This window comes from Streptacidiphilus jiangxiensis (assembly GCF_900109465.1).
Taxonomy (GTDB): Bacteria; Actinomycetota; Actinomycetes; order Streptomycetales; family Streptomycetaceae; genus Streptacidiphilus; species Streptacidiphilus jiangxiensis.
Genome location: NZ_FOAZ01000014.1, coordinates 208,990 through 230,825, shown reverse-complemented (window position 1 = coordinate 230,825; position 21,836 = coordinate 208,990). Strand labels below are relative to the sequence as shown.

General features: G+C 72.0%; 16 protein-coding genes. 6 read left to right on the top strand and 10 right to left on the bottom strand.

The features are described 5' to 3' along the window. Positions 1 to 160: 160 nt before the first annotated feature. The 4 genes from BMY61_RS25835 (at position 161) to speB (ending at position 5,441) form a co-directional block, all read left to right on the top strand. A complete protein-coding gene (locus tag BMY61_RS25835) occupies positions 161 to 1,591 on the top strand; it encodes an MFS transporter (protein WP_042454936.1) in 1,431 nt (476 codons plus the stop codon). After that, positions 1,588 to 2,790, top strand: coding sequence for an amidohydrolase (locus tag BMY61_RS25830; RefSeq protein ID WP_042454934.1), 1,203 nt, complete (start codon positions 1,588 to 1,590; stop codon positions 2,788 to 2,790). Before BMY61_RS25835 ends, BMY61_RS25830 begins: the two co-directional genes overlap by 4 nt. 93 nt (positions 2,791 to 2,883) lie before the next feature. Further along, a complete protein-coding gene (locus BMY61_RS25825; RefSeq protein ID WP_042454931.1) occupies positions 2,884 to 4,242 on the top strand; it encodes a pyridoxal phosphate-dependent decarboxylase family protein in 1,359 nt (452 codons plus the stop codon). Positions 4,243 to 4,457: 215 nt separating this feature from the next. After that, positions 4,458 to 5,441 (top strand): agmatinase, encoded by a 984-nt coding sequence (speB, locus tag BMY61_RS25820; RefSeq protein ID WP_042454929.1) that lies wholly within the window; start codon positions 4,458 to 4,460, stop codon positions 5,439 to 5,441. A 53-nt stretch (positions 5,442 to 5,494) separates the two neighbouring features. On the opposite strand, the gene BMY61_RS25815 is transcribed toward speB, so the two are convergent. Together BMY61_RS25815 and BMY61_RS25810 are read right to left on the bottom strand one after the other, a co-directional pair. After that, positions 5,495 to 6,433: a LysR family transcriptional regulator gene (locus tag BMY61_RS25815; RefSeq protein ID WP_042454927.1), complete on the bottom strand. Its 939-nt coding sequence runs from the start codon at positions 6,431 to 6,433 to the stop codon at positions 5,495 to 5,497. 116 nt (positions 6,434 to 6,549) lie between these two features. Next, the gene (locus BMY61_RS25810) at positions 6,550 to 9,186 is read right to left on the bottom strand and encodes an SCO7613 C-terminal domain-containing membrane protein (protein ID WP_042454926.1); all 2,637 of its coding nucleotides are present in this window, start codon (positions 9,184 to 9,186) and stop codon (positions 6,550 to 6,552) included. Between the two features lie 240 nt (positions 9,187 to 9,426). Here BMY61_RS25810 and BMY61_RS46450 point away from each other — a divergent pair, with 240 nt between their 5' ends. Together BMY61_RS46450 and BMY61_RS25800 are read left to right on the top strand one after the other, a co-directional pair. Further along, positions 9,427 to 10,134 carry an LppX_LprAFG lipoprotein gene (locus BMY61_RS46450; RefSeq protein WP_082015421.1) on the top strand — a complete coding sequence of 236 codons (708 nt, stop codon included), beginning with the start codon at positions 9,427 to 9,429 and terminating at the stop codon, positions 10,132 to 10,134. Next, entirely contained in the window at positions 10,131 to 11,660 is a 1,530-nt protein-coding gene (locus BMY61_RS25800; RefSeq protein WP_042454925.1) for an MFS transporter, read from the top strand. The genes BMY61_RS46450 and BMY61_RS25800 overlap by 4 nt, the downstream gene beginning before the upstream one ends. An 81-nt stretch (positions 11,661 to 11,741) precedes the next feature. Here the strand turns inward: BMY61_RS25800 and BMY61_RS46445 are convergent, their stop codons facing one another. The 8 genes from BMY61_RS46445 to BMY61_RS25765 form a co-directional block, all read right to left on the bottom strand. After that, on the bottom strand, positions 11,742 to 11,888 hold the full coding sequence (locus tag BMY61_RS46445) for a hypothetical protein (RefSeq protein WP_161791322.1): 147 nt from the start codon (positions 11,886 to 11,888) through the stop codon (positions 11,742 to 11,744). Between the two features lie 36 nt (positions 11,889 to 11,924). Continuing rightward, on the bottom strand, positions 11,925 to 14,273 hold the full coding sequence (locus BMY61_RS25795; protein WP_236656509.1) for a beta-xylosidase/alpha-l-arabinosidase: 2,349 nt from the start codon (positions 14,271 to 14,273) through the stop codon (positions 11,925 to 11,927). A gap of 78 nt (positions 14,274 to 14,351) precedes the next feature. Next, the gene (locus BMY61_RS25790) at positions 14,352 to 15,170 is read right to left on the bottom strand and encodes a carbohydrate ABC transporter permease (protein WP_042454923.1); all 819 of its coding nucleotides are present in this window, start codon (positions 15,168 to 15,170) and stop codon (positions 14,352 to 14,354) included. Then, complete coding sequence (locus BMY61_RS25785; protein WP_425314705.1) at positions 15,167 to 16,096, bottom strand: carbohydrate ABC transporter permease; 930 nt, start codon at positions 16,094 to 16,096, stop codon at positions 15,167 to 15,169. Before BMY61_RS25785 ends, BMY61_RS25790 begins: the two co-directional genes overlap by 4 nt. A gap of 11 nt (positions 16,097 to 16,107) precedes the next feature. Further along, on the bottom strand, positions 16,108 to 17,391 hold the full coding sequence (locus BMY61_RS25780; RefSeq protein WP_042454921.1) for an ABC transporter substrate-binding protein: 1,284 nt from the start codon (positions 17,389 to 17,391) through the stop codon (positions 16,108 to 16,110). A 258-nt stretch (positions 17,392 to 17,649) separates the two neighbouring features. Beyond that, positions 17,650 to 18,690, bottom strand: a complete 1,041-nt coding sequence (locus BMY61_RS25775) for a LacI family DNA-binding transcriptional regulator (protein ID WP_042454918.1) — start codon at positions 18,688 to 18,690, stop codon at positions 17,650 to 17,652. Between the two features lie 171 nt (positions 18,691 to 18,861). Then, positions 18,862 to 20,415, bottom strand: coding sequence for an RICIN domain-containing protein (locus BMY61_RS25770; RefSeq protein ID WP_236656507.1), 1,554 nt, complete (start codon positions 20,413 to 20,415; stop codon positions 18,862 to 18,864). A 463-nt stretch (positions 20,416 to 20,878) separates the two neighbouring features. Further along, complete coding sequence (locus tag BMY61_RS25765) at positions 20,879 to 21,835, bottom strand: ABC transporter ATP-binding protein (RefSeq protein ID WP_052439188.1); 957 nt, start codon at positions 21,833 to 21,835, stop codon at positions 20,879 to 20,881. Position 21,836 lies beyond the last annotated feature (1 nt).

The following is a 21,836-nucleotide window of genomic DNA, read 5'->3' as shown; positions in this document are numbered from 1 at the left end:
AAGTCTTGCCCTGATCGAGGCCACAGCCGGACATTGTGTGTACCTTACGCCGCCGGCCCACCCCTTCCGGGCCACGACGGCGAGGGCATCCCGTCCCGGCCCGGAGCCTTCCGGGGCCGGGACGCGGCCACCCCCACCCTTTTCGAGAACAGGTGCTGCCATGCCCGAGATCGGCACCCTCCGCCCGGCCCGGCCCAGACCCGCGGTCCGGGCCACCCCGGCGGCGGCCATCGTCGCCTCCGTGGTCCTGGTGGAGTTGTCCAGCGGTATCACGCAGGGATTCCTGTCCCCGCTGCTGGCCAGCCTCACGTCCGTGCTGCACGTGACCGCCGCCGACCTGAACTGGGTCAGCATCGCGAGCCTGCTCGCCAGTGTGGCGTTCACCCCGGTGCTCTCCCGGATGGGAGACCTGTACGGGCACCGCAAGGTGCTGCGCTGGAACCTCGCCATCGTGCTGCTCGGCTCGGTGCTGGTCGGCCTGAGCCGCTCGTTCGGCCTGCTGCTGGCCGGGTCGTTGTTGCAGGGCGCCTTCGCCGGGTTCTTCCCGCTGCTCGTCGGGATCCTGCGCAACCGCAGCGACAGGGCCGAGAGCCGACGCGGGATCAGCTTCATGGTCGCCGCGCTGACCTCCGGCGTCGCCGTCGGCCTGGTGGCCAGCGGACTGCTCGCCAAGTACTCCGCCAGTCCCACCGCCGCACTCTGGGTGCCCACGGCCGCCGTCGCTCTGGCCCTCGCCGTCACCTGGCCCCTGCTGCCCGAGACCGAGTACCGCCCCGGTGGCCGGGTCGACTGGGCGGGCGGCCTGCTGCTGTGCGTGGGCCTGGTCGCGATCATGCTGGGCCTGGGTCAGGGCGGCGCGCCGGGCTGGGAGTGGACCTCCGCGCGCACCCTCGGGTGCCTGCTGGGCGGCGCCGCGGTGACCGCCGTGTGGGCGGTGGTGGAGCTGCGCACCGCGGAGCCGATGATCGACGTCCGCCTGTTCCGGCACCGCAACGTGGTGGTGGTCTCGTTGGTGGCGCTCACCTTCACCTTCGGCATGCTCGGCCTGCTCGTCGCCAACCCCGTCTTCCTCGGGACGTCCAAGGCGCAGGCCGGCTACGGCCTGGGACTGGATCCCCTCGGTATCTCCCTGGCGATGCTGCCGAACATGCTGGCGCTGACCCTGGGCGCGCTGATCGCGCCCGCCGTCGCGTCCCGGATCACCGACCGCCTGGTCCTGGTGACGGGCTCGCTGCTGATGGCCGTCGGTTTCGTCGCCGAGTTCGCGGGCCACTCCTCCCTTGTCGCCTTCCTGGCCGCGACCGCCGTGGCCGGTCTGGGCAGCGGCCTGCTCCAGCACGCCACCCGCACCCTCGCGGTCGAGGCGGTCCCGCCCGAGCAGACGTCGGTCGGCTCCGGCATCAACGAGTTGCTGATCAACGTGGGCGGATCGATCGGCGCCGCCGTGGTTCTCGCCGTCTTCGCCGCCCAGACGCCGGCCGGCCAGGTCCTGCCGCGCCTCGGCGCCTACACCACCTCCTGGCTCCTGTGCGCCGCCGTGGCCGCCGCCGGAGCCGTCCTGTCCCTGCTGCACCGAGGAACCAAGCGATGACCACTCTCGCCTCCCTGCGCGAGCTCACCCGCGCCGCGCTGACGAAGCGCCAGGACGACGTGATCGGGCTCAGTCACAGCCTCCACGCCGAACCCGAACTCGCCTACGAGGAGCACCGCTCCGCCCGTAAGGTGGCCGACCTCCTCGAGGGCAGCGGCTTCGCGGTCGAGCGTGGTGTCTGCGACCTGCCCACCGCGTTCACCGCGACCGCCGGCACCGGCGACCTCGTGATCGGTGTCTGTGTGGAGTACGACGCCCTGCCGGGGATCGGGCACGCCTGCGGGCACAACGTCAACGCCGCGGCCGCGGTCTCCGCGGGCCTCGCGTTGGCGCCGGTCGCCGACGAGCTCGGCATCACCGTCAAGCTGATCGGCACCCCGGCCGAGGAGTCCGGCGGGGGCAAGGTGGACCTGCTGCGCGGCGGGGCCTTCGACGACGTGGCCGCCGCGATGATGGTGCACGCCGCGCCCAGCGACTCGATCGGCATGAGCTCGTTGGCGATCAGCAGCCTCCGCGTCGCCTACACGGGCCGACCGGCGCACGCGGCCGCCATGCCCCACCGGGGGATCAACGCGGCCGACGCCCTGATGATCGCGCAGGTCGCGATCGCCGCCTACCGCCAGCAGATGGCGCCCGGCGCGGTCGTCTCCGGCATCGTCACCTCCGCGGGGGAGGCCGCCAACGTGATCCCCGCCCACGCCGGCGCGGAGTACGACTGCCGCGCCCGCACCGCGGAGGAGCTCGTCGAACTCCAGGCCCGGGTCCGGGCCTGCTTCGAGGCCGGCGCGTTGGCCACGGGCGCCGAACTGGCCCTGGAGGGTCTCGGCCACGACTACGCCGACCTGCGCCAGGACCTCGCCATGAGCCGCCGTTACCAGGCCGCGGCCGAAGCTCTCGGGCGCACCGTCCTCCAGCAGGACCCGACGATCCTCGGCGGCTCGACCGACATGGGCAACGTCTCCCACGTGATGCCCGCCATCCACCCGATGATCGGCTACGACTGCGGGGACACGATCATGCACAACCCCGAGTTCACCCGCTTCGGCACCAGCGCGCAGGCCGACCGGGCCCTCCTCGACGGCGGCCTCGCCATGGCCTGGACCGCAGCCGACCTCGCCCTCGACCCGGAACACCGCACCGCACTGCTCTCCCGCCTGTCCGCCCGCAGCAAGGCCGAGATGACGCCTGCGGCCCGCTGAACGGGGGTCGGGGCGGCGGCTCTCCTTTCCCGGGGCGGCCGCCCCCGCAGTGCCGTCCTGCCCACGTCCCGTCTGCCGATTCCGGAGTTCGCCTTGCACACCTACGACGCAGCCCTCGCCCAGGTCGTCATCGGCCACGTCCAGCACCGGCTGGCGCTGGACCCGGTTCCGCTGGGCGGGCCCGGCGACCCCGTCGAACTGGACGCTGCCCTCAAGGAGGCCATAGGGGCCCGTCCTTCCGCTGCCGACCAGGTGATCCGCCTGTATGCCGACCACATCGAACCGACCGTGATCTCCTGCGACAGCCCCCGCTTCCTCTCGTTCATCCCCGGAGCACCCACCAAGGCCGCGGCGCTGTTCGACATGGTGCTGGCCGCCTCCTCGCTGCACGGCGTGTCCTGGCTGGAGGCGTCCGGTGCCGTCGCCGCGGAGAACCAGGTGCTGCGGCTGCTCGCCGACCTGGCGGGCATGCCCGGACAGGCCGGCGGCTGCTTCGTCAGCGGCGGCTCGGCGGGAAACCTCTCCGGCCTCGTCGTCGCCCGCGACACCGCCCGCACCGCGTCCGGCGACCGGATCGCCAACCCGCGGATCGCGGTCAGCTCCCAGGCCCATTCGTCCATCAGCAGCACCCTGCGGATCATCGGCGTCGAGGCGCTTGTCGTGCCGGTGGAGGACCACCGCCTCACCGCGGACGCCCTCCGCGCGGCACTCGCCGCAGACCCGCATCCGGAGACGGTCGTCGCCGTCGTCGCCACCGCGGGCACCACCAACGCCGGCATCATCGACGACCTCTCCGGCATCGCCGAGGTGGCGCGCGAGCAGGGCCTGTGGTTCCACGTCGACGCGGCGTACGGCGGAGGCGCGCTCTTCTCCGCGGAGCTGCGCTCCAAGTTCGCAGGCATCGAGCAGGCCGACTCGGTGGTGATGGACCCTCACAAGTGGATGTACACGCCCTTCGACTGCGGCGCGCTGCTCTACCGCAACCCGGCCCTGGCCGCCGCCGTCCACACGCAGGACGCCGGCTACCTGGACTGCCTCCACACCGAGGCGCCTCAGGAGTGGAACCCCAGCGACTACGCCTACCACCTCACCCGCCGCCCCCGCGGCCTGCCACTGTGGTTCTCCCTCGCGGTCAACGGCACCGACGCCTACCGCGACGCCGTCGACGCCACCCGCCGTACCGCCCTGCAGGCGGCCGAGCTGGTCCGCGCCGCCGAGCATCTTGAGCTGCTGCGCGAACCGGATCTCTCCGTCGTCCTGCTGCGTCGCACCGGCTGGAGCCACGACGACTACTACGCCTGGTCGAAGGAGCTGCTCGAACGGCAGATCGCCTTCGTCACACCGACCGTCTGGGAAGGTGAGACGGTGGCCCGCCTGGCCTTCCTGCACCCGGACATCACTCTCGGTGCGGTGCACGAGATCCTGGCCACGATGGCCGAGCCCCGCGGCTGAGCGGTACGCCGCGGCGGAGTACGACTGCCGCGCCCGCCCGGCCGCCGCAGCGACCGGTCCGCGGCCGGGCCGGCGCCTGAGCATAAGAAGAACTTCAGCTCAGCAGTAGAAGCACAGTCTTTTCTGCTGGTTGCTGCTGAGTCAGGCTGTTCGGGCAGGCGGCGTCGGCCTGCCACCAGAGCAACCTCGGACGGCAACGAACGGAGCATCACCCCATGGGAACCCCCACACCGATCGGACAGCGCGACGACTCCGAGATGCCTCGCTACGGAGGCATCGCGACCTACGCGCTGTTGCCACGCCTCGAGGACGTGACCCGCGCCGACGTGGCCGTCCTGGGCGTTCCCTTCGACAGCGGGACGAGCTTCCGCCCCGGGGCCCGGTTCGGGCCCGCGCACATCCGTGAGAACTCGCGGCAGCTGCATCCGTACCACCAGTTCCTGGACGTCTACCCGTTCGGCCGCCAGCAGGTCGCCGACGCGGGCGATGTCGCGGTCGGCCCGTATGACATGGAGCGCGCGGTCGCGGCGATCGAGAGGGCCGCGCGGAGCCTGGTCGAGCAGGGGACCCGTGTCGTCGCGCTCGGAGGCGATCACACGGTCGCCCTGCCCCTCATGCGGGCCGCGGCGGCGGCCCACGGCCCGCTCGCCGTCCTGCACTTCGACGCTCACCTGGACACGTGGGACACGTGCCACGGCGCGAGCGTATGGCACGGATCGCCCTTCAGGCGCGCAGCCGAGGAAGGGATCATCGATCTGAACCACTGCCAGCACGTCGGAACCCGCGGTGGTGTCTACGACGCGACCGAACTCGTGGACGACCGGAAGGCCGGATTCGAGAGGATCGATGCCCAGGACTTCCAGGACCGGTCGATCGGCGACGTCGTCGCCCAGATCCGTCGGCGGCTGGGAGCCGGGCCCGTCTACGTGTCCGTGGACATCGACGTCCTGGATCCGGCCCACGCACCGGCCACCGGGACCCCTGAGGTCGGTGGCCTGACGACCCGCGAACTGCTGGCCACGCTGCGGGGACTGGCGGGGCTCGACATCGTCGGATGCGACATCGTCGAGGTTGCGCCGGCCTACGACCACGCCGACGTCACCGGGCTCGCTGCGGCACACACCGCGTGGGAGCTGATCTCCCTGATCGCTCTCGGCGAGGACGGGTCGGCCATCAAGGCCAAGGCCGCAGAACGGTAGACGCCCATGCTCCGGGCACGGCCTCGGACCGGTACGAGCGCGCCGATCGCGTGTCAGCCTCGGCTGCCGCCGGGGCGGTCACCCGGTCGACGGGTGCCGCCGACCCCGCGCTGAACGAGCAGCGCGGTGAGGGCCTCGACCGCCGGTGAGGTGTCGGCTTCGCGGGTCGTCACGTGGATGTCGTGGGTGAGGCCGGTGGGCCGGGACACGTGAAGGTAGGTCACACCGCGGCGAGGTTCGGCGGCCAGAGCGGGAACGAGGGCGACACCGAAGTCCGCTGCCACCATCAGCAGCAGAAGGTCGTACTGGTCCGAGCGGAACGCGATGTCCGGCTCGAAGCCCTCCGCGCGACAGAGCAGTTCCGTCGCGGCTTGGAAACCGGAGCTGGGCAATGCGGACAACCAGGTCGCCTCCGCGTAGTCCCGCAGGCTCGCGCTGGTCTGTCCGGCGCGCTGGAGGTGCGGGGGAACGGCCAGCAGCAGTTCATCGCGGTGCAGGAGCACCTGCCGCAGGCCCCGCAGATCGGGCTGCGGCAGGCGCCCGTACTCGTGGGTGACCGCCAGGTCCAGATCACCGTTGGCGACGGCCGGCATCGACAGCTCGGGCTCCGCCTCCGTGAACGTCATGCGTACGTCCCTGTGGCGCTGCCGGAAGGCCATCAGGGCAGGAACGACCAGGCCGGTGGCCACGCTGTTGAACGCCGCGACGCGGATCCTCCCGCCGCGTAGCCCCGACACGGCCCGTGCCGCGGCCTCGGCGGCATCGAGCTCGGTGAAGACACGATGCGCATGCTCGACCAGCACCCGGCCCGCTTCCGTGAGGCGAACGCTCCGGCTGGACCGCTCCAGCAGCGCGACCCCCAACTCCTGCTCCAGGGCAGCGAGTTGCTGCGAGGCGGCCGAGGGTGTACAGCCTGCCAGCTGAGCGGCTCCGGCGATCGTCCCGGTCTGGGCGAGATCCTTGAGCAGGCCGAGCCGACGAGTACTGAGCATGGGGGGATCCTACGATTCACGAGTCGGGCCGAGCGCGTCGACGCCGATCGTTCGCCCGGGCCCTGGCACGCCCGCTTCGGTTCCACGCCCAGGCCGCGCGTGGCAGGCCGCTGTCGTCACTGGAACCGGCGAAGGCCGGCCCGCAGTCGGCGGGCGTCGCGCAGGCGTTGCTCGTAGCGGGCGCCGAGCAGGAGCAGGAGCAGGCCGGCGGCCGCCAGCGGGACCCAGCGTGGGAGCAGGCCCAGGACCTGGAGCACGGTCGGCGCCAACTCGTGGGCGCCGGTCAGGAGGAGCACGGCTCCGCCGAGCAGCAGTGGCGCGCGCAGTCGGAACCGCACGCCCAGTACGACGGCGAGCAGCGCGGCGAGCCCGAGCAGCAGCGGACGCACCCAGTGTCCGTCCGTCCACAGCGTCAGCAGGCTCGGCAGCAGCGCGAGCGAGAGGCCGGGGCCGTAGGTCACCGTCGACGGAGTGGATGCGTCGCGGCGGTGGTGGAGATGACCGATCGTCAGCGCGACGGCGGCGACGCTCACGGTGTAGGCCTCCGGGGTGTGCACGCCCCAGAGCGTCAGCCGGATCCACGAGGCCACGATGAACAGGCAGGACGACGTGATCGCTGCCGTCCGACGGCGATCGGTCCGCAGCGCGACGCCGAGGGCGGCCACCCCGGAGACCGCCAGCGCGAAGGCCAGACTGCCCGGGTGACGCATGTCCAACATCAGGGCGAGGGCGACCAGGCCGTACCCGGTGCCCTCGACTGCGCCGGCGGTGAGCGCGAGACCGGTCGTCGCCTCGGGCCCGCCCGATGCGGTCCGGGCCGCCCGGGCGATGCCGGCTGCGGCCGGCGCCGACGCGATGCCGACGCCGAGCACGGCGAGCGCCGTCCCCGGGAGCGTGAGACCGACCGTGGTGGCGACAGCCGCGGCCTCCGCGCCGAGCGCGAGCACCGTGCAGGCGGCCGCGACGGGCGCGACGGCGCTCCGGCGCCAGGCGAGGGCGGCGCCGAGGAGGGCGCAGACCGCCAGGACGGCGATGCTCGCGGCACGGTCGGCCGAGGCCCACAGCAGGGCGATCCCGGTGGCGAGGAGCGACGCCGTCAGCTGGGCCGGACGGGAAGGGATCGGCAGCCGGGACGCGCGCGACGGGTTCAGCAGGGCTGCCCCTGCGGCGACGACGGCGATCACCAACGCCATCGCGACGGCCACCGCGTACGGGAGCCCGACGCCTACCGGCAGCAGCGCGAGCACGGGGACCCCCACCGCCACGGCCGACACCTCCAGGACGGTGCGCGACACTCCGGGGACGCCGATCACCGCACCGATGCCGAGGACGAGGGCGAGCAGTCCGAGACCGGTCAGAGCGGAGGCGGCGACGTGCCAGTCCCAGGCGGTCGCCGAGCCGTCCGCCCAGGTTGCCGGGAGCTGCCCCATCGGCTCGAGAGCCGCGCGCAGGATCTCCGGAACCACGACCAGCGAACCGAGCAGCAGCACCGCGCCGCCCGAGCAGCCCGCCCCCACGGCGAGCGGGTCCGGACCGGCGGCCTGACGCGAGCGCAGAACGGCGGCCGCCGCCACAGCAAGAGCGGCCGCCGGCACGGCGTAGGCCACCGGAGTCCACGCGGGCGCGGGGAGGACCACGTGCAGGAAGCCGCCCGCCGCCGACAGCAGTGCTGCGGCCGCTCCTCCCGCGGCCACCTGACGACCGAACAGCGGCACGCCCGGATACCGCCGCGCCACGAGCACGCCGAGGAGTCCGAGCACCCCGAGCGGCACGGCAGCCCAGGTCGCGTCGGCAAGATGCTCCGCCTTGAGCGACGCGCCCGCGGAGACGGCCCCGCCGATCACCGCCCAGGCCACGGCGAACGCGGCCGCCGCCTGGTACACCGCCGGTCCGCCGAACCGCTCCCGCGTCTCCTTGCCGGGCGACGTCGCGCCGTGCGCGTGCGCCCTCCACAGCAGCGCGCTGTCGCATACTGTCGCGCTGACGAGCGCGGCGGCGTACGCGGCGATGCGCTCCGAACCGCTCGCCGCGACGAACAACAGCGCAGGCAGCCGGGTCAGCAGGAAGCCCGCCGCGAGCGGGAACCTCAGCCGCAGCACCCAGCCGTGCGCCATGGCCAGCACGCTGACCAGGGCGACGGCCGCGGCCCAGTAGCCGAAGGCGTTCACCGTGCGCAGACCGCCCAGCCCGGCTGCCCGGGCGCCGAGAAAGTCCAGCAGAACCAGCCCCCACCCGACGGCGGCGGACGCCTCGGCGGTGGCCGACATCTGCCTCCGTCGTAGCACCACCGGGAGGCTCAGTGCGCAGGCGGTCAGTCCGAGCAGAATCGCGGTCCGCGCGGCGAGGCTCATGGCACCCCAGCTCACGACCGTGAACACCAGCGCAGCGAGGCTGACCAACAGCCCGCCCAGCACCAGGAGCACGGCCTGTGCGGACCGCCCGGACACCTCCCGCACCGGCGCGGCCCATGTGGGGCCGGGCTGGAAGCCCGGCCCCGGCACGGCCGGTCCCGGCGCGTCGGCCGACGGGGTGTCCGGGGCATCCCGCCGGGCCCGCAACTGCCCCAGCAGCCATTCCCGCTGCCCCACCAACGTCGACCGTTGGTGGTCGAGCGCCTGGAGCGCCACCGTGACCTGCCAGAGCGCTGCCGCGTCCGGGCCGACCAGGGGCAGTCCGCACTGCGCGCAGCGGGTCCGTCCACCCCGCACCAGGGGCGCGCCGCAGTCGGGACAGGGAGGTGAGAAGCCGGTCATGCCGCAGAGTGTGACGGGTTCGGGCCTGCCGGACATGAGTACACGTACTCAGACCGGCTTGCGCGTGCGCGCGGCGGTCAGGTCGGATCCGACACACCGCGTGCGCCCTGCGACGTCGCCGTGCCGCTCCCGCGTCGGCCGGGCAACCGTTCGGCATGGCAGGTGATGCATCGTCGGTCGGTGGCCCGTTGTGCCGTGGAACCACTGCCGCTGACCTCGGGTCACCTCTAGCATCCGACTATGCGAACCCCCAGGATCCTCGCGGCCGTCGTGGTCGTCCTCGCGCTCCCGCTCGCCGCCTGCTCCAGCGGGGGCGGCGGTGGCGGCGCCACGGAGACCACCAACCTTCCGGCGGCCGCGCAGCTGCTGAGCAGCGGTGCGACGGCGATGACCGCGGTGCGGTCGTTGCGGTTCTCGATCGACGCCGGCGGCCAGATCGCGGGTCTGGCCCTGCGCAGCGCCACCGGGCAGCTGACCCGGGCCGGGAACGCGCAGGGGCAGGCGTCCGTTTCGGAGAGCGGCACGCTGGTGGAGATCGACTTCGTCATCATCGGCTCCACCGCCTACATCAAGGGCGCGACCGGCGGCTACAGCAAGGTCCCGCTCGCGGTCGCCGCCTCGCTCTACAACCCCGAGGCGATCCTGGACCCGGACAAGGGTGTCGTGAAGCTGCTCCAGACGGCGACCGCCGCCCGGACGGTGGACCGGGAGACGCTGGACGGGCAGGCGGTCTACCACGTGAAGGCACAGCTGGCGCAGCCCGTGCTGGCCACGCTGGTGCCCGGCGACTCGCAGAGCGAGCAGGGCGACCTGTGGCTGACGGTCTCCTCGTCGCAGCTCGTGAAGGTCTCCTTCCCGGTGCGGACGGCGTCGGGGGGCAGCGGCTCGGTCACGGCCTCGTTCTCCGACTTCGACGCGCCGGCCGCGATCACCGCCCCGTCGTCGTGACGGACGTCGACGCCGTCGACACCGGGACGGCGCCCGCCCGGCGGTACGTCGTCCTCGGCGTCACCGCCGTGGTCACGCTGCTCGGGTCGCTGGACGCGTACGTCATCGTCACCCTGCTGAACCCGATCACCGACGAGTTGGGCATCCCGCTCAACCACCTGGAGCGGGCCACGGCGATCGTCACCGCGTACCTGCTGGGCTACGTCGCCGCCATGCCGTTGCTCGGGCAGACCGCGGACCGGTTCGGGCCGCGGCGAGTGCTGCAGTGGTGCCTCGTCGTCTTCGCGCTCGGCTCGGCGCTGACCGCGAGCGCGCAGAGTCTGCCCCTGCTGGTCGCGGGGCGGCTGGTGCAGGGCGCCGCCGCGGGTGGGCTGCTGCCGGTCACGCTCGCGCTGGCCGGGCGTCTGTTCCGCGGCCGGGCCAAGCCGGTGGCGCTCGGCTCCGTGGGCGCCGCACAGGAGCTCGGGAGCGTGCTGGGCCCGCTGTACGGGGCCGGGGTCGCGGCGCTGATCGGCTGGCGCGGGGTGTTCTGGGTCAACATCCCGCTCGTGCTGGTGGCCGCGGTGGTGGCCCGGTTCACGGTGCCTGCGGAGGCCTCGCCCGAGTCGGGCGAACCGGCCGGGGGCCGACGCACGGACCTCGTCGGCGGCCTGCTGCTGGCGGTGGCACTCGCGCTACTGGTGGCGGCCCTGGACAACCAGGACCCGCAGCGGTCGGTGCTGCCGAGCTGGGGCCCACCCATGCTCCTGGGCTGCGCGGTCGTGCTGGCGCTCTTCGTGCTGTGGGAGCGCCGCAGCCAGGTCCGCCTGATCGACACCCGGCGGATCCGGCGGCGCCCCTTCGCGGCCGCGATGGCGATCAGTTTCTGCGCCGGCGTGGCGCTGCTGGTCACGCTGGTGGACGGGGAGTTGGTGGCGCAGTCGCTGCTGGGGGAGAGCTCGGTGGGCGGCGCGCTGCTGCTGATGTGGTTCCTGACGGCTCTGCCGGTGGGCGCCGTCCTCGGCGGGTTGGCCGGGCGCCGGCTGGGGCACCCGGTCGTGGCCGGGGTCGGCATGGCGGTGGCGGCCGGCGGCTACGTCCTGATCGCGGCCTGGCCACCGGCGGCGCTGACCGCTCACGTCGGCCCACTGCCGCTGGTGCAGACCGACCTCGCGATCGCGGGCCTGGGCCTGGGCCTGGTGATCGCGCCGACGGCGGGAGCGGTGCTGGACTCGACGGACCCGGGACAGCACACCACGGCCTCGGCCGCGGCGGTCATCGCCCGGACCGTCGGCATGCTGGTCGGCGTGGCCGCCTTGTCCGCCTGGGGGCTGCACCGCTTCCAGACGCTGACGGCCCACCTCGACATGCCGATCCCGGGCACGGCCGGCTTCGGGCCGGCGTGGTCGGCCTACCAGCACGCGCTGCACCTGGCGTTGCACACCGAGTACAGCGACATCTTCCGGGCGACGGCCGTGGTCTGCGCGCTCGGCGCGGTGTGCGCGCTGGGCCTCGCCGGCTCGGCCTCCCGCGACCCGGCGCGGTGACCCGGCTGCACCAACCCATTGACGGGGTCTCGTTCCGGATCCGCACCGGAGTCCCCTGGCGGGACCTGCCGGAGAGGAGTGTCAGTTCAGGCGTCCGCCGATGCCGCCGTCAGGAGCGACCTCGGCGATGCGGGCGAGGTCGCCGGCGGTGAGGGGAAGGTCGGCCGCGGCGGTGTTCTGCGCGACGCGGCCGGGGTTGCCGGGGATGGGGACGAGGTGGTCGGCCATCGTCGTGGCGGCCCGGCTGTTCCCCGCCTCCGGAGCCTAGCCACCAAGACCGCCGGACAGGCCCTGGTCGAGCAGTCGCGCCTCGGCGGACATGACGCGCAGGTGATCGAGGTAGCGCGTCTCTCCGCTGAGGCGGATGGTGGCCACGGTGCCCCGGTCGGCGGCGGACTGGGCGACGGTCAGCAGCAGCCGTCCGGGTTCGACGCGTCGGCGCAGGTCGCGGCCGGTGAACGCGGCGAGGTCGGCGGAGACGGTGAACTGGACGGTCGCGGTCTCGCCCGCCGCGAGGTCCACCCGGGCGAAGCCGATGAGTTGCCGGACCGGTCGCGTCACCGAGGCCACCGGATCGGTGAGGTACAGCTGCGGCACGGCGGTGCCGGTCCGGTCCCCGTCGTTGGTGACGCTCACCCGCAGCACCACGGTGCCGTCCGTGGGGATCTCGTCGGCGTCGGCCCGCACGTCGTCGATCCGGAAGACGCCGTAGGAGAGGCCGTGGCCGAAAGGGAAGGCCGGGGTGGGGTCGATGTTGCTGACGCCGTCGCTCCTCAGTGCCAGGGGCGGGGCGAGATAGGTGCCGGGTTGGCCGGAGTTCTCGCCGGGGATCTGCACCGGGAGGCGGCCGGAGGGGTTGACCCGGCCGGAGAGGACACCCGCGACAGCGCCGCCGCCCTCCTGGCCGGGGAAGAACGCCTGCACGGTCGCCTCGGCCGCGTCCGCGTGGCGGCCGATCGCGTAGGGGCGTCCGGAGATCAGGAGCAGGACGGCGCGCTGCGCGGCGGCCAGCACCGCATCGGCCAGCTCCTCCTGGACGCCCGGCAGTTGGAGGGTGTCGACGTCGCAGCCCTCGCCGGAGGTGCCGTTCCCGAACATGCCGGAACGGTCGCCGACGACGAGGACGGTCACCTCGGCGCCTGCGGCGGCCACCACGGCGGCCTCGATGCCCGAGCGGTCCGGCCCGCTGATGGCGCAGCCCGGCGTGTAGTGCACCTCGGCGTCGGGGAACTCCGCTCGGATCGCGTCCAGGATCGTCGGCGCGTCGATGCCCAGGGGGAGTTCGGGGTGGTGGGGGAGGACATGGTTGGGGAACGAGTAGCAGCCGAACAGACAGCCCGGGTCGTCGGCGGCCGGGCCGATGACCGCGATGGAGCGGGGGGCCCGCAGCGGGAGCAGTCCGGTGTGGTTGTCCAGAAGGACCACCGACTGCTCTGCCATGCGCCGGGCGACCGAGCGGTTGCGGTCGGAGTTCAGGTCGACCGCCCGGTACCGGCCGGGGGTCCAGTCCGGGTCCAGCAGGCCCAGGTCGGCCTTCTGCGTGAGGACCCGGAGCACGGCGCGGTCGAGGAGCTCGGCGGGGATGCGTCCGTCCTCCGCCATCTGCGCCAGGGCGGTCCCGTAGCCGGCGGTGTGCGGGAGTTCGACGTCGATGCCCGCGCGCAGCGCCTGTCGGGCCGCGTCGGGGAGGTCTGCGGCCACCTGGTGCATGGAGGCGAGGAAGGCGACGGACCAGTAGTCGGACACGACGGTGCCGGTGAAGCCCCAGGTGTCGCGGAGCAGGTCGGTGAGGAGGCGGGTGTCGGCGGCGCAAGGGGTGCCGTCGACGTCGTTGTAGGCGTTCATGACGGAGCGGACGGGGCCGTGCACCACGGCCCGCTCGAACGGGGGGAGGATGACGTCGGCGAGCTCGCGGGGGCCGAGCGCGGCCGGCGCGTGGTTGCGTGCGCCACGGGAGGCGGAGTAGCCGGCGAAGTGCTTGAGCGTGGCGACGACGCCGGCGGACTGGAGCCCTTGCACATAGGCGAGGCCCAACTCCGAGACGAGATAAGGGTCTTCACCCATCGTCTCCTCGACGCGGCCCCAACGGTAGTCGCGGACGACGTCGAGGACGGGCGCGAGCCCTTGGTGGATCCCGACCGCGGCCATGTCCGCGCCGATGGCCGCGGCCATCTCCCGGACCAGGGCCGGGTTCCACGTAGCCGCCCAGGCGAGCGCGGTGGGGTGGACGGTGGCCTGCCAGGTGGTGAAACCGGTCAGGCACTCCTCGTGGGCGATGGCGGGGATCGCGAACCTGTTGGCCGCGACGACGCGCGCCTGAAGCGCGGCCAGGCGTTCGACGCCCTCCTCGGCGGTGAGCGGGCTGGTGCCGAAGACCCTGGTCAACTGGCCCAGGCCGCCGCTGATGGCCTCGTCGAACGGTTCGGCCCCACGGAAGGTCTCCTGCATCGGGGCGACGTCCCCGCTGCCCTCGTGGCCAGGCCAGGTGCTGCCGAGCTGGCCGACCTTCTCGGCCGGTGTCATGGCCGCGAGCAGGGCCCGGGCGCGGACGGGCGCGGGAAGGGCGGGGTCGTTCCACTCTCCCGTCTTCGGGCGTTCGTCGCTGATGGTCACAGTCTGGTCCGTTTCTCTACGTTCACGGCGCTGCGCCCGGGGGCGCGGGTGTGGAGGAGGGGAGGGGGAGCCGGGCGGCTACTTGCCGCCGGCGCCCACAAGGCCGGCCACGAGCGCGCGGCGGGCGAAGAGGTAGACGACGAGGATCGGCACGGCCGACAGCAGGACGGCGGCCAGCAGCGCCGGCACGTTGTCGCTGTACTGGGAGACGAAGTTGTACAGACCCAGCGTGACGGTCTTGCTCCCCTCCGACTGCGTCATGATCAGCGGGAAGAGGAAGCCGTTCCAGGCCTGGAGCGCGGCGAAGACCGAGGCGGTGGCGATCCCGGAGCGGGAGAGCGGGATCACCAGGTCCCGCAGCACCCGGGCCGGCGGGGCGCCGTCGAGCGCCATGGCCTCGTAGAGGGAGGCGTCGATCTCCCGCATGCCGCCGCTGATCACCAACACGGTGACCGGCAGCGCGAACGCTGCGGTGGGCAGGGCGATGCCCCAGAGACTGTCGTACAGGCCCAGCCGGTTGACGATCAGGAACAGTGGGATCACCACCGCCTGGGAGGGAATGGCCAGGCCCACCAGGAAGATCCGGAACACCCCGCCGGACCACCAGCCCCGGCCGCGCACCACGGCGTAGCTGATCGGCACGCCGAACAGCAGCACCAGCGCCACCGTCAGCGCCGCCACCACGAGCGTGTTCCACAGGTACCCGGGAAATCCGCTGTGCAGCACGGTGTCGAAGTTGGCCCAGGTCGGCTTGGACGGCAGGGCCAGCGGGCCGTCGTTGGTGTACTGGTCCTGCGGTTGCAGCGCGGCGGAGAGCAGCGAGTACACCGGGACGCCGACGATCAGCAGCCAGACGCAGGCGGCGGCTCCCGCCAGGTAGTTGGGACGCGTCTTCACAGCCCCTCCAGAGTTCCGGTCATCCGGTCGTAGCCGCTGAGCCGGGTCAGCAGGACGGACGCACCGGTGGCGAGCAGCAGCAGGAAGCCGGCGATCGCGCTGGCGTAGCCGAAGTCGTAGGTGCGGAACGCCGTCTGGTACATCAGGAACGGCAGGATCGTGGTGTCCGTGCCGGGCCCGCCGTTGGTGAGCAGCAGCACGATGTCGAAGGCGGTGAGTCCGCCCACGACCATGAAGGTGGTCGAGGTGATCATGGTGTTGCGCAGTTGCGGCAGCGTGATGTGGAAGAACTGCCGCACCCGGCCCGCCCCGTCGATGGCCGCCGCCTGGTAGAGCGTCTCCGGGATGGCCCGGGTGGCGCCCTGGTAGAGCAGGCTGTGGAAGGGGACGAACTGCCAGCTGGTGACCAGCACCAGGCAGGCGACCGCGCCGGACTGGCTGCCCAGCGGGTTGGCGTTGCCGAACAGCCAGGTCAGGTGGGCCGGCAGGCCGAAGTTCGGGTCGAGCAGCTGTTGCCACATGACCGCGGTGGCCGCGGTGGACAGCAGCAGCGGCAGGAAGAACACCGCCGACAGCACGGCCCGGTTGCGCTGGCGTCCGGCCGACCAGACGCCCAACAGGATGCTGACGGGCGCCTGGACGAGGATGTTGCCGACCAGCAGGGCGCCGGTGACCGCGGTGGCCTGGAGCACCTGGCCGTCGGTCAGGAAGCGGCTCCAGTTGGCCAGTCCGGTGAATTGCGGCGCACTGAGACCGTCCCAGCTGGTCAGCGAGAGGTAGAGGACGCCGACCATGGGGGCCAGGGCGAAGACGGCGAAGAACAGCAGACCGGGCACGGCCCAGCCCGCCCCCGGCCGCTCCAGGGTGGGTGCGACTGGACGGGCCTGCTGCCTGCGGGCCGTCCGCCCGGCGATCAAGGATGCCACGCGCGTGCCTTTCAGTGCTTGATGGCGAGCACGCCGCTGACGAACTGCTGCGGGCTGGACTGCCCGTTGAAGAGCTTCTGGATCTCCGTGAGCAGCGGGGTGCCCAGGGACAGGCCGAGTGCCTGGTCCCAGGACTGGGTGAAGGAGGGCGCCGACTGCACCAGGTTGTACTGGAACTCGGCGTAGGCCGGGTCCGGCGCCTTGGCCAGCGCCGCCTGGGCGTTGTCGGTGACGGGCACCTCGCCCTTGGCGACGAGTCCCTGGACGTAGCTGTCGCTCCAGGTGGTCTTCAGGAAGTCGACGGCGGTGGTCTTCGCCGCGGCGGTGGTGACCGAGAGGTAGTTGGTCGGGTTGCCGACGACGTCGGCGGGGTTGCCCAGGCCGCCGTCGACGGAGGGGAAGGCGACGTAGCCGAGGTCGTTCTTGGCGAAGTTCGGGTCGGCGCCCTGCTGCATGGCGTACTCCCAGGAGCCCATCAACTGCATCGCGGCCCTGCCCTTGGCCAGCAGGGTGGAGGAGCCGCCGGCACCGTAGTTCACGGAGGCGAAGTTCTTGCCGAAGGCGCCGCTGTCGACGAGCTGCTTGACCATCTGCGCGGTCTTGAGGATCGCCGGGTCGTTCCACTGGGACCAGTCCCCGGCGGCGATCTTCTTGAAGAGCTCCGGCCCGGCGAGCCGGTCCACCAGGTACTCGATCCACATCAGTTCGGTCCACGAGGACGTCGCGCTGCCGGCCAGTGCGAAGGGCGTGATCCCCTTGGCGGTGAAGACCTGGACCAGACGGGTCAGGTCGGCCCAGGTCTTGGGCGGCTGTACCCCGGCGTCGGCGAAGACCTTCTTGTCGTAGAAGAGGAAGACCGGCTGGGTTCCGCGGGCGGGGATGCCCACCAGCTTCCCGTCGACGGTCCCGGCCTCCAGGGCGGCGGGCAGGAAGTGGGACCTGAAGACGGCCGGGTCCAGCGAGACCAGCTTGCCCGCCTTGACGTAGTCGTCGAGGCTGCCGCCGCCCCAGTTGAAGAAGATGCCGGGCATCTGCGAGGAGCCCATGCCGGTGCGGACCTTGTCCTTGAAACCGTCGACGGCGATCACCGACATGGAGACCTTGCCCGTGCCGGCCGAGTTGAAGGCGTCGACCTGGGCCTGCTGCACCGTGTTGGTGGGGTCCTGGATGGTCCAGAACTGGACGTTCCCCGTGGGGGAGCTCGCCGAGCTGCCACCCGAGGAGCCGCAACCGGCCGCCAGGAGGGCGGAGCAGACCACGAAGGCGGTGAGAGCGGTTCTGGACGCGGAGTTCATTATGGAGGCCTTTCGATTCGGCACGGTGACCGCGGGATTCGCGCGGGGATGCGGGGAGGGCCGGGTGCGGCGTTTCAGCTGCGCCGGGCGGACCGGCCCGCGACGTGCCGTCACGCTAAACGTGCGTGAAACAGGGCGGCAATACTCCGAGTCCTGTGGACTACGAAAGACTTTCGCAAGCGGAGGCCTCGCTCATCTGCGCGCACGCGAACGAGCGCCGCGGCGCCGGCTGTCGGGCGAAAACCTTTCGTGCCCGCGTCAGCCGGTGTGGGCGCCGCGCGGCGGGGCGGTCGAGGTGCGCTGGATCAGGCGCGTGGCCAACTCGATGCGATCGGACACCGGCCGTTCGCCCCGGGAGAGTTGCAGCAGAATCCGGGTCGCCTCACGGCCGAGTTCCTCGAAGGGCTGCCGGATCGTACTGAGGGGCGGGCAGGCCATCGCGGCCACGAGGGTGTCGTCGAAGGACATGACCGACAGGTCCCCGGGTACGTCCAGGCCCGCCTGCCGCGCGGCCTCCAGCACGCCCAGGGCCTGGGCGTCGCTCGCGGCGAAGACGGCCGTCGGCGGCGCGTCACCGAGCAGCATCCGCCGGCTGACGACGAGCGCTTCGGCGAAGTCGAAATCCGTCGAGCGTACGAGCGCGGGGTCGTAGTCGATCCCCGCCTCCTCCAGCGCGGCGCGGTAGCCGTGGAGTCGGGCGGCTCCGGTGAGGGAGTGCGACCGACCGGCGATCATCCCGATCCTGCGGTGCCCCAGCTGGATCAGGTGGGAGACGGCGTCCTTGGCGCCGGCCCAGTTGGTCACCCCGATGCTCGGGATGTTCTGCGACGGGGCACTGAGCGGGTCGATCAGCACGACGGGCAGGTGGTGGTCGACGATGCTCTGCTGGTCCTCATCCGTGAGCATCGAGATCACGATGATCAGCCCGGCGACCCGCTCGGAGCGGCACTTCTCCAGCCACTGGGAGATGGGACGGACGCTCGTCGTCCCGGTCAGCACGTCGACGCCGAGGGCCTCCGCCGCGTCGACGACACCCCGGACCACCTCGAGCGTGTAGGGGCCGGAGAGGTCGCGGAACACGGCGACGATCTGCGGGGTGCCCGCCGGTGTGTTCTCGCCGGGGCGGACGTAGCCGTACCGGGCGAGGAGGCCCTCGACTCGTTCGCGGGTGGCCGCGCCGACGTCGCGCCGGCGGTGCACCACCTTGGACACGGTGCTCAGCGAAAGGCCGGCTTCGGCCGCGATCGTGGTCAGCAGCCCGTACTGGGTGTCCAGCTGCGCCCCGTTCTGATCTGTCACCTGGCACCCGTTCGCTCGCATTTCGCGGCAACGTAGTCGGCCTGGGGGCCGCAGGCAACCGGCGGGCCCTGGATCACCGCACGCGGAACGACCGCGGCTCCCGCCCGGTCGGGGGACTGGGCGGGAGCCGCGGTTGCCTCGGACGGCTCCGGACGAGGGGCCGTCAGCCGGTCAGGAGGACACCGGAACCAGGGACCAGAGCTGGGAGGTCGCGCCGGTGTACGCCTGCTGGACGATCTGCGCGCCGTCTCCCGTCGACGCTCCGGAGACGCCGAGGGCGAGGCCGGAATTCCGGTTCACCAGCTCGTAGTCGGAGCCGACGGCCACCAGACGCCACTGCTGGTCGTTGCTGCCGTTCTGGACCCACTGCACGGCGTTCGCGCCGCTTGCCGTACCGGCCTGCCAGACGCCCAGGGCCCGACCGCTGTTCTTGTCGAGGAGAGTGTCGTATCCGTTGCCGAGATCCGTGACGTGCCACAGCTGGTCGGCCGACGCGTTGCCGGTCCACTGCACGACGCTCTGCCCGTCGAGCAGGTCCGCTCCCAACACGCCGAGGCTCTTGCCGCTGTTGACGTTGACGAGCCTGTCGTACGCACCGACCGAGCTGCCGAAGTCGGTGTCGGCGTAGGAGATCGTGGTCGTGCCGCCGACGATCTCGACCCGGCCCGTACCGGGGACGTAGGTCAGACTGCGGCTGTAGGCCGACGGCATCGTGGTGTGCTGCTCGGTCCACGCGCCACTGCTGCTCCCACCGGCGTTCGTCCAGACATCCCCGCTGCCTGCGGCGTTGAAGAGGATCCGCCCGTTCGGCAGCCGCAGGAGCACCGGGCTGCCCCCGCGCGCCAGGGAACCGGACCCCGACGTCACCGGAAGCGAGGTGATACCGGTGCCCGCGACACCGCCCACCGAGTAGAAGTGCAGCGGATCGCTTGCGATCTTGTAGCGGACGTTGTCGCCGCCGCCCCAGTACTCGAAGGTCATCATCCACTGTCCGTCACTGGTCCGGACGACGTTGGTCATGCCCGGCCGACCACCGCCGATCTCGCTGTAGCCGGAGGAGTTGGTGATCGTCGTTCCGGAGACGTCGACGACCGGGCTGCTCCACGACGAAGCGACGCCGTCCCAGGTCCGGTGGGCCAGGATCTGTGTACCCGCGTCCGGGGTCGTGGCGTTGTGAGGGTCGAGCGTCGGAGCACCCGTTGTCGGGTCATATCCGGTGTAGTCGTTCTCGTCTGAGTAGTAGGCGACGAGTTGGTTGTCGTAGACCAGCAGATACGGTTCCCACACGGGGTCGCTCTGGTGGTAGGTATTGGCCGTCGCCGGGTAGTTGAGCCCGTTCGACCAGCCGCCGGTGGTGATGACGTTCACGACGTTCCACGTCGAACCCGAGTCCGTGCTCGAGTAGAGCGCAATGGCCGTGTTGTTGCGGTCGCCGTCGTGTGTCGGCGTGTAATTGGGGTTGCCGGTCTTCTGGTCCAGGTAGTTGTGGTCGTCGCCGGACACGACGGTGGCCATCAACAAGGTGCCGGAAGCGAGATTGCCGACCGCCTGCGGGAGCACGTAGAGATACGGGTTGGTCCAGTTGCTGACGTACTGCGCATAGGCGGAGTTCGACGAGGCGTAGGCCGGCGCCTCGACATCCGTCAGATGCTGCCACGTCGTGCCGTTGTCGTCACTCTTGTAGATCGGGATCGTCTGGCCGTCGGCGGAGCCCGAGCTCGTCACCGTCGACTTCTCGAATGCCGCCACGAGGCGCCCGCTCGGCAGCGCGGCCGCCTTCGGGTAGAGAACGCAGTTGGTGACTGACTTCGTGCACGATGCGGTTCCCGGGAGTTGGTAGAGAGTGGCGGGAATCGGCGTGGACGCTTGTGCCGGCATTGCGAGCGACCACAGCACCGCGGCGACGGCCAGAATCGCACCCACAGCACTCCGTAGACCTGTTCGCTTGCCTTTCACTGCGCCTCCCGAAGAGATGACTTCACAGAGGTCCGGAATTCGTGAGCCATGGTGGGTGGCCGGACCTCGGCTGCGGACGGGCCTCAGTATTTGGCGATTCCACTTCGCTGTCACGTCCGGGCGGCGAAAGTCTTTCGTTCATGGGGCCTGCCGGTGGCGCGCGCCGACGACCCGCAGGCTGTTGGCCGTGTCCCCACGGAACCCGGTGGGAACGGGAATCGACCTTGCCGCGTCATGCCGGTCCGTGCGGATGGTGGCAGGCGACCTCGCGGTGGTCGGTCAGTGGGCGCAGGGTCGGGGCTTCGGTGGTGCAGCGGTCGAGGGCTGCCGGGCAGCGGAGCCGGAAGGCGCAGCCGGTGGCCGCGGTCTGCGCGTCGGAGCGCTCGAGTCGGGCGGGCGGGGCGCTGCTACGGGTGTCCGCGGCGTCCGGTGTGCCGAGGCGGGGGATGGCGTCGCGCAGGGCGGCCGTGTAGGGGTGGGCGGGGGAGGTGAGGACCTCGGTGGCCGGGCCTGACTCGACGACGCGGCCGGCGAAGAGCACGTGCACGGTGTCGCACAGGCGCGGGACGACCGCGAGGTTGTGGGTGATCAGCAGGTAGCGCAGGCCTGCGGTGGTGCGCAGCTCTTCGAGCAGGTCCAGCACCCGCGCCTGGACGGTGACGTCAAGGGCGCTGGTGGGCTCGTCCAGGATGAGCAGCTCGGGGTCGACGGCCAGGGCGCGGGCGATCACGACGCGCTGGCGCTGGCCGCCGGAGAGCTGGTGCGGGTGGCGCGCGGCGAGCTGCGGGTCCAGGCCGACGGCCTCCAGCAGCGCGTCGACGGTCGGGCCCGCGTCCGAGCGCAGTCGCAGGGCCTCGCGCAGCGACGTGCCCACGGTCATCCGGGGGTTGAGTGCCTCCGAGCCGTCCTGGAAGACGGGTTGGACGCGGGAGCGGTAGTCGGTCCGGGCGGTGCGGCGGAGCCGGTGGATGTCCTGGTCCGCGAACCGCACCGTGCCGGAGCTGGGCTTGACCAGGCCGAGGAGGGCCCGGGCGATGGTGGTCTTGCCGGACCCGCTCTCGCCGATCAGGGCGACGCCACCTTGCGCCCCGGCGGCCGGCGCGCCCGTCGCCGCATCGAGGGACAGGGAGACGCCGTGGACCACGGTCTTGCGCCCGTAGGCGACGGTGAGGTTGTCGGCCGTCAGCATG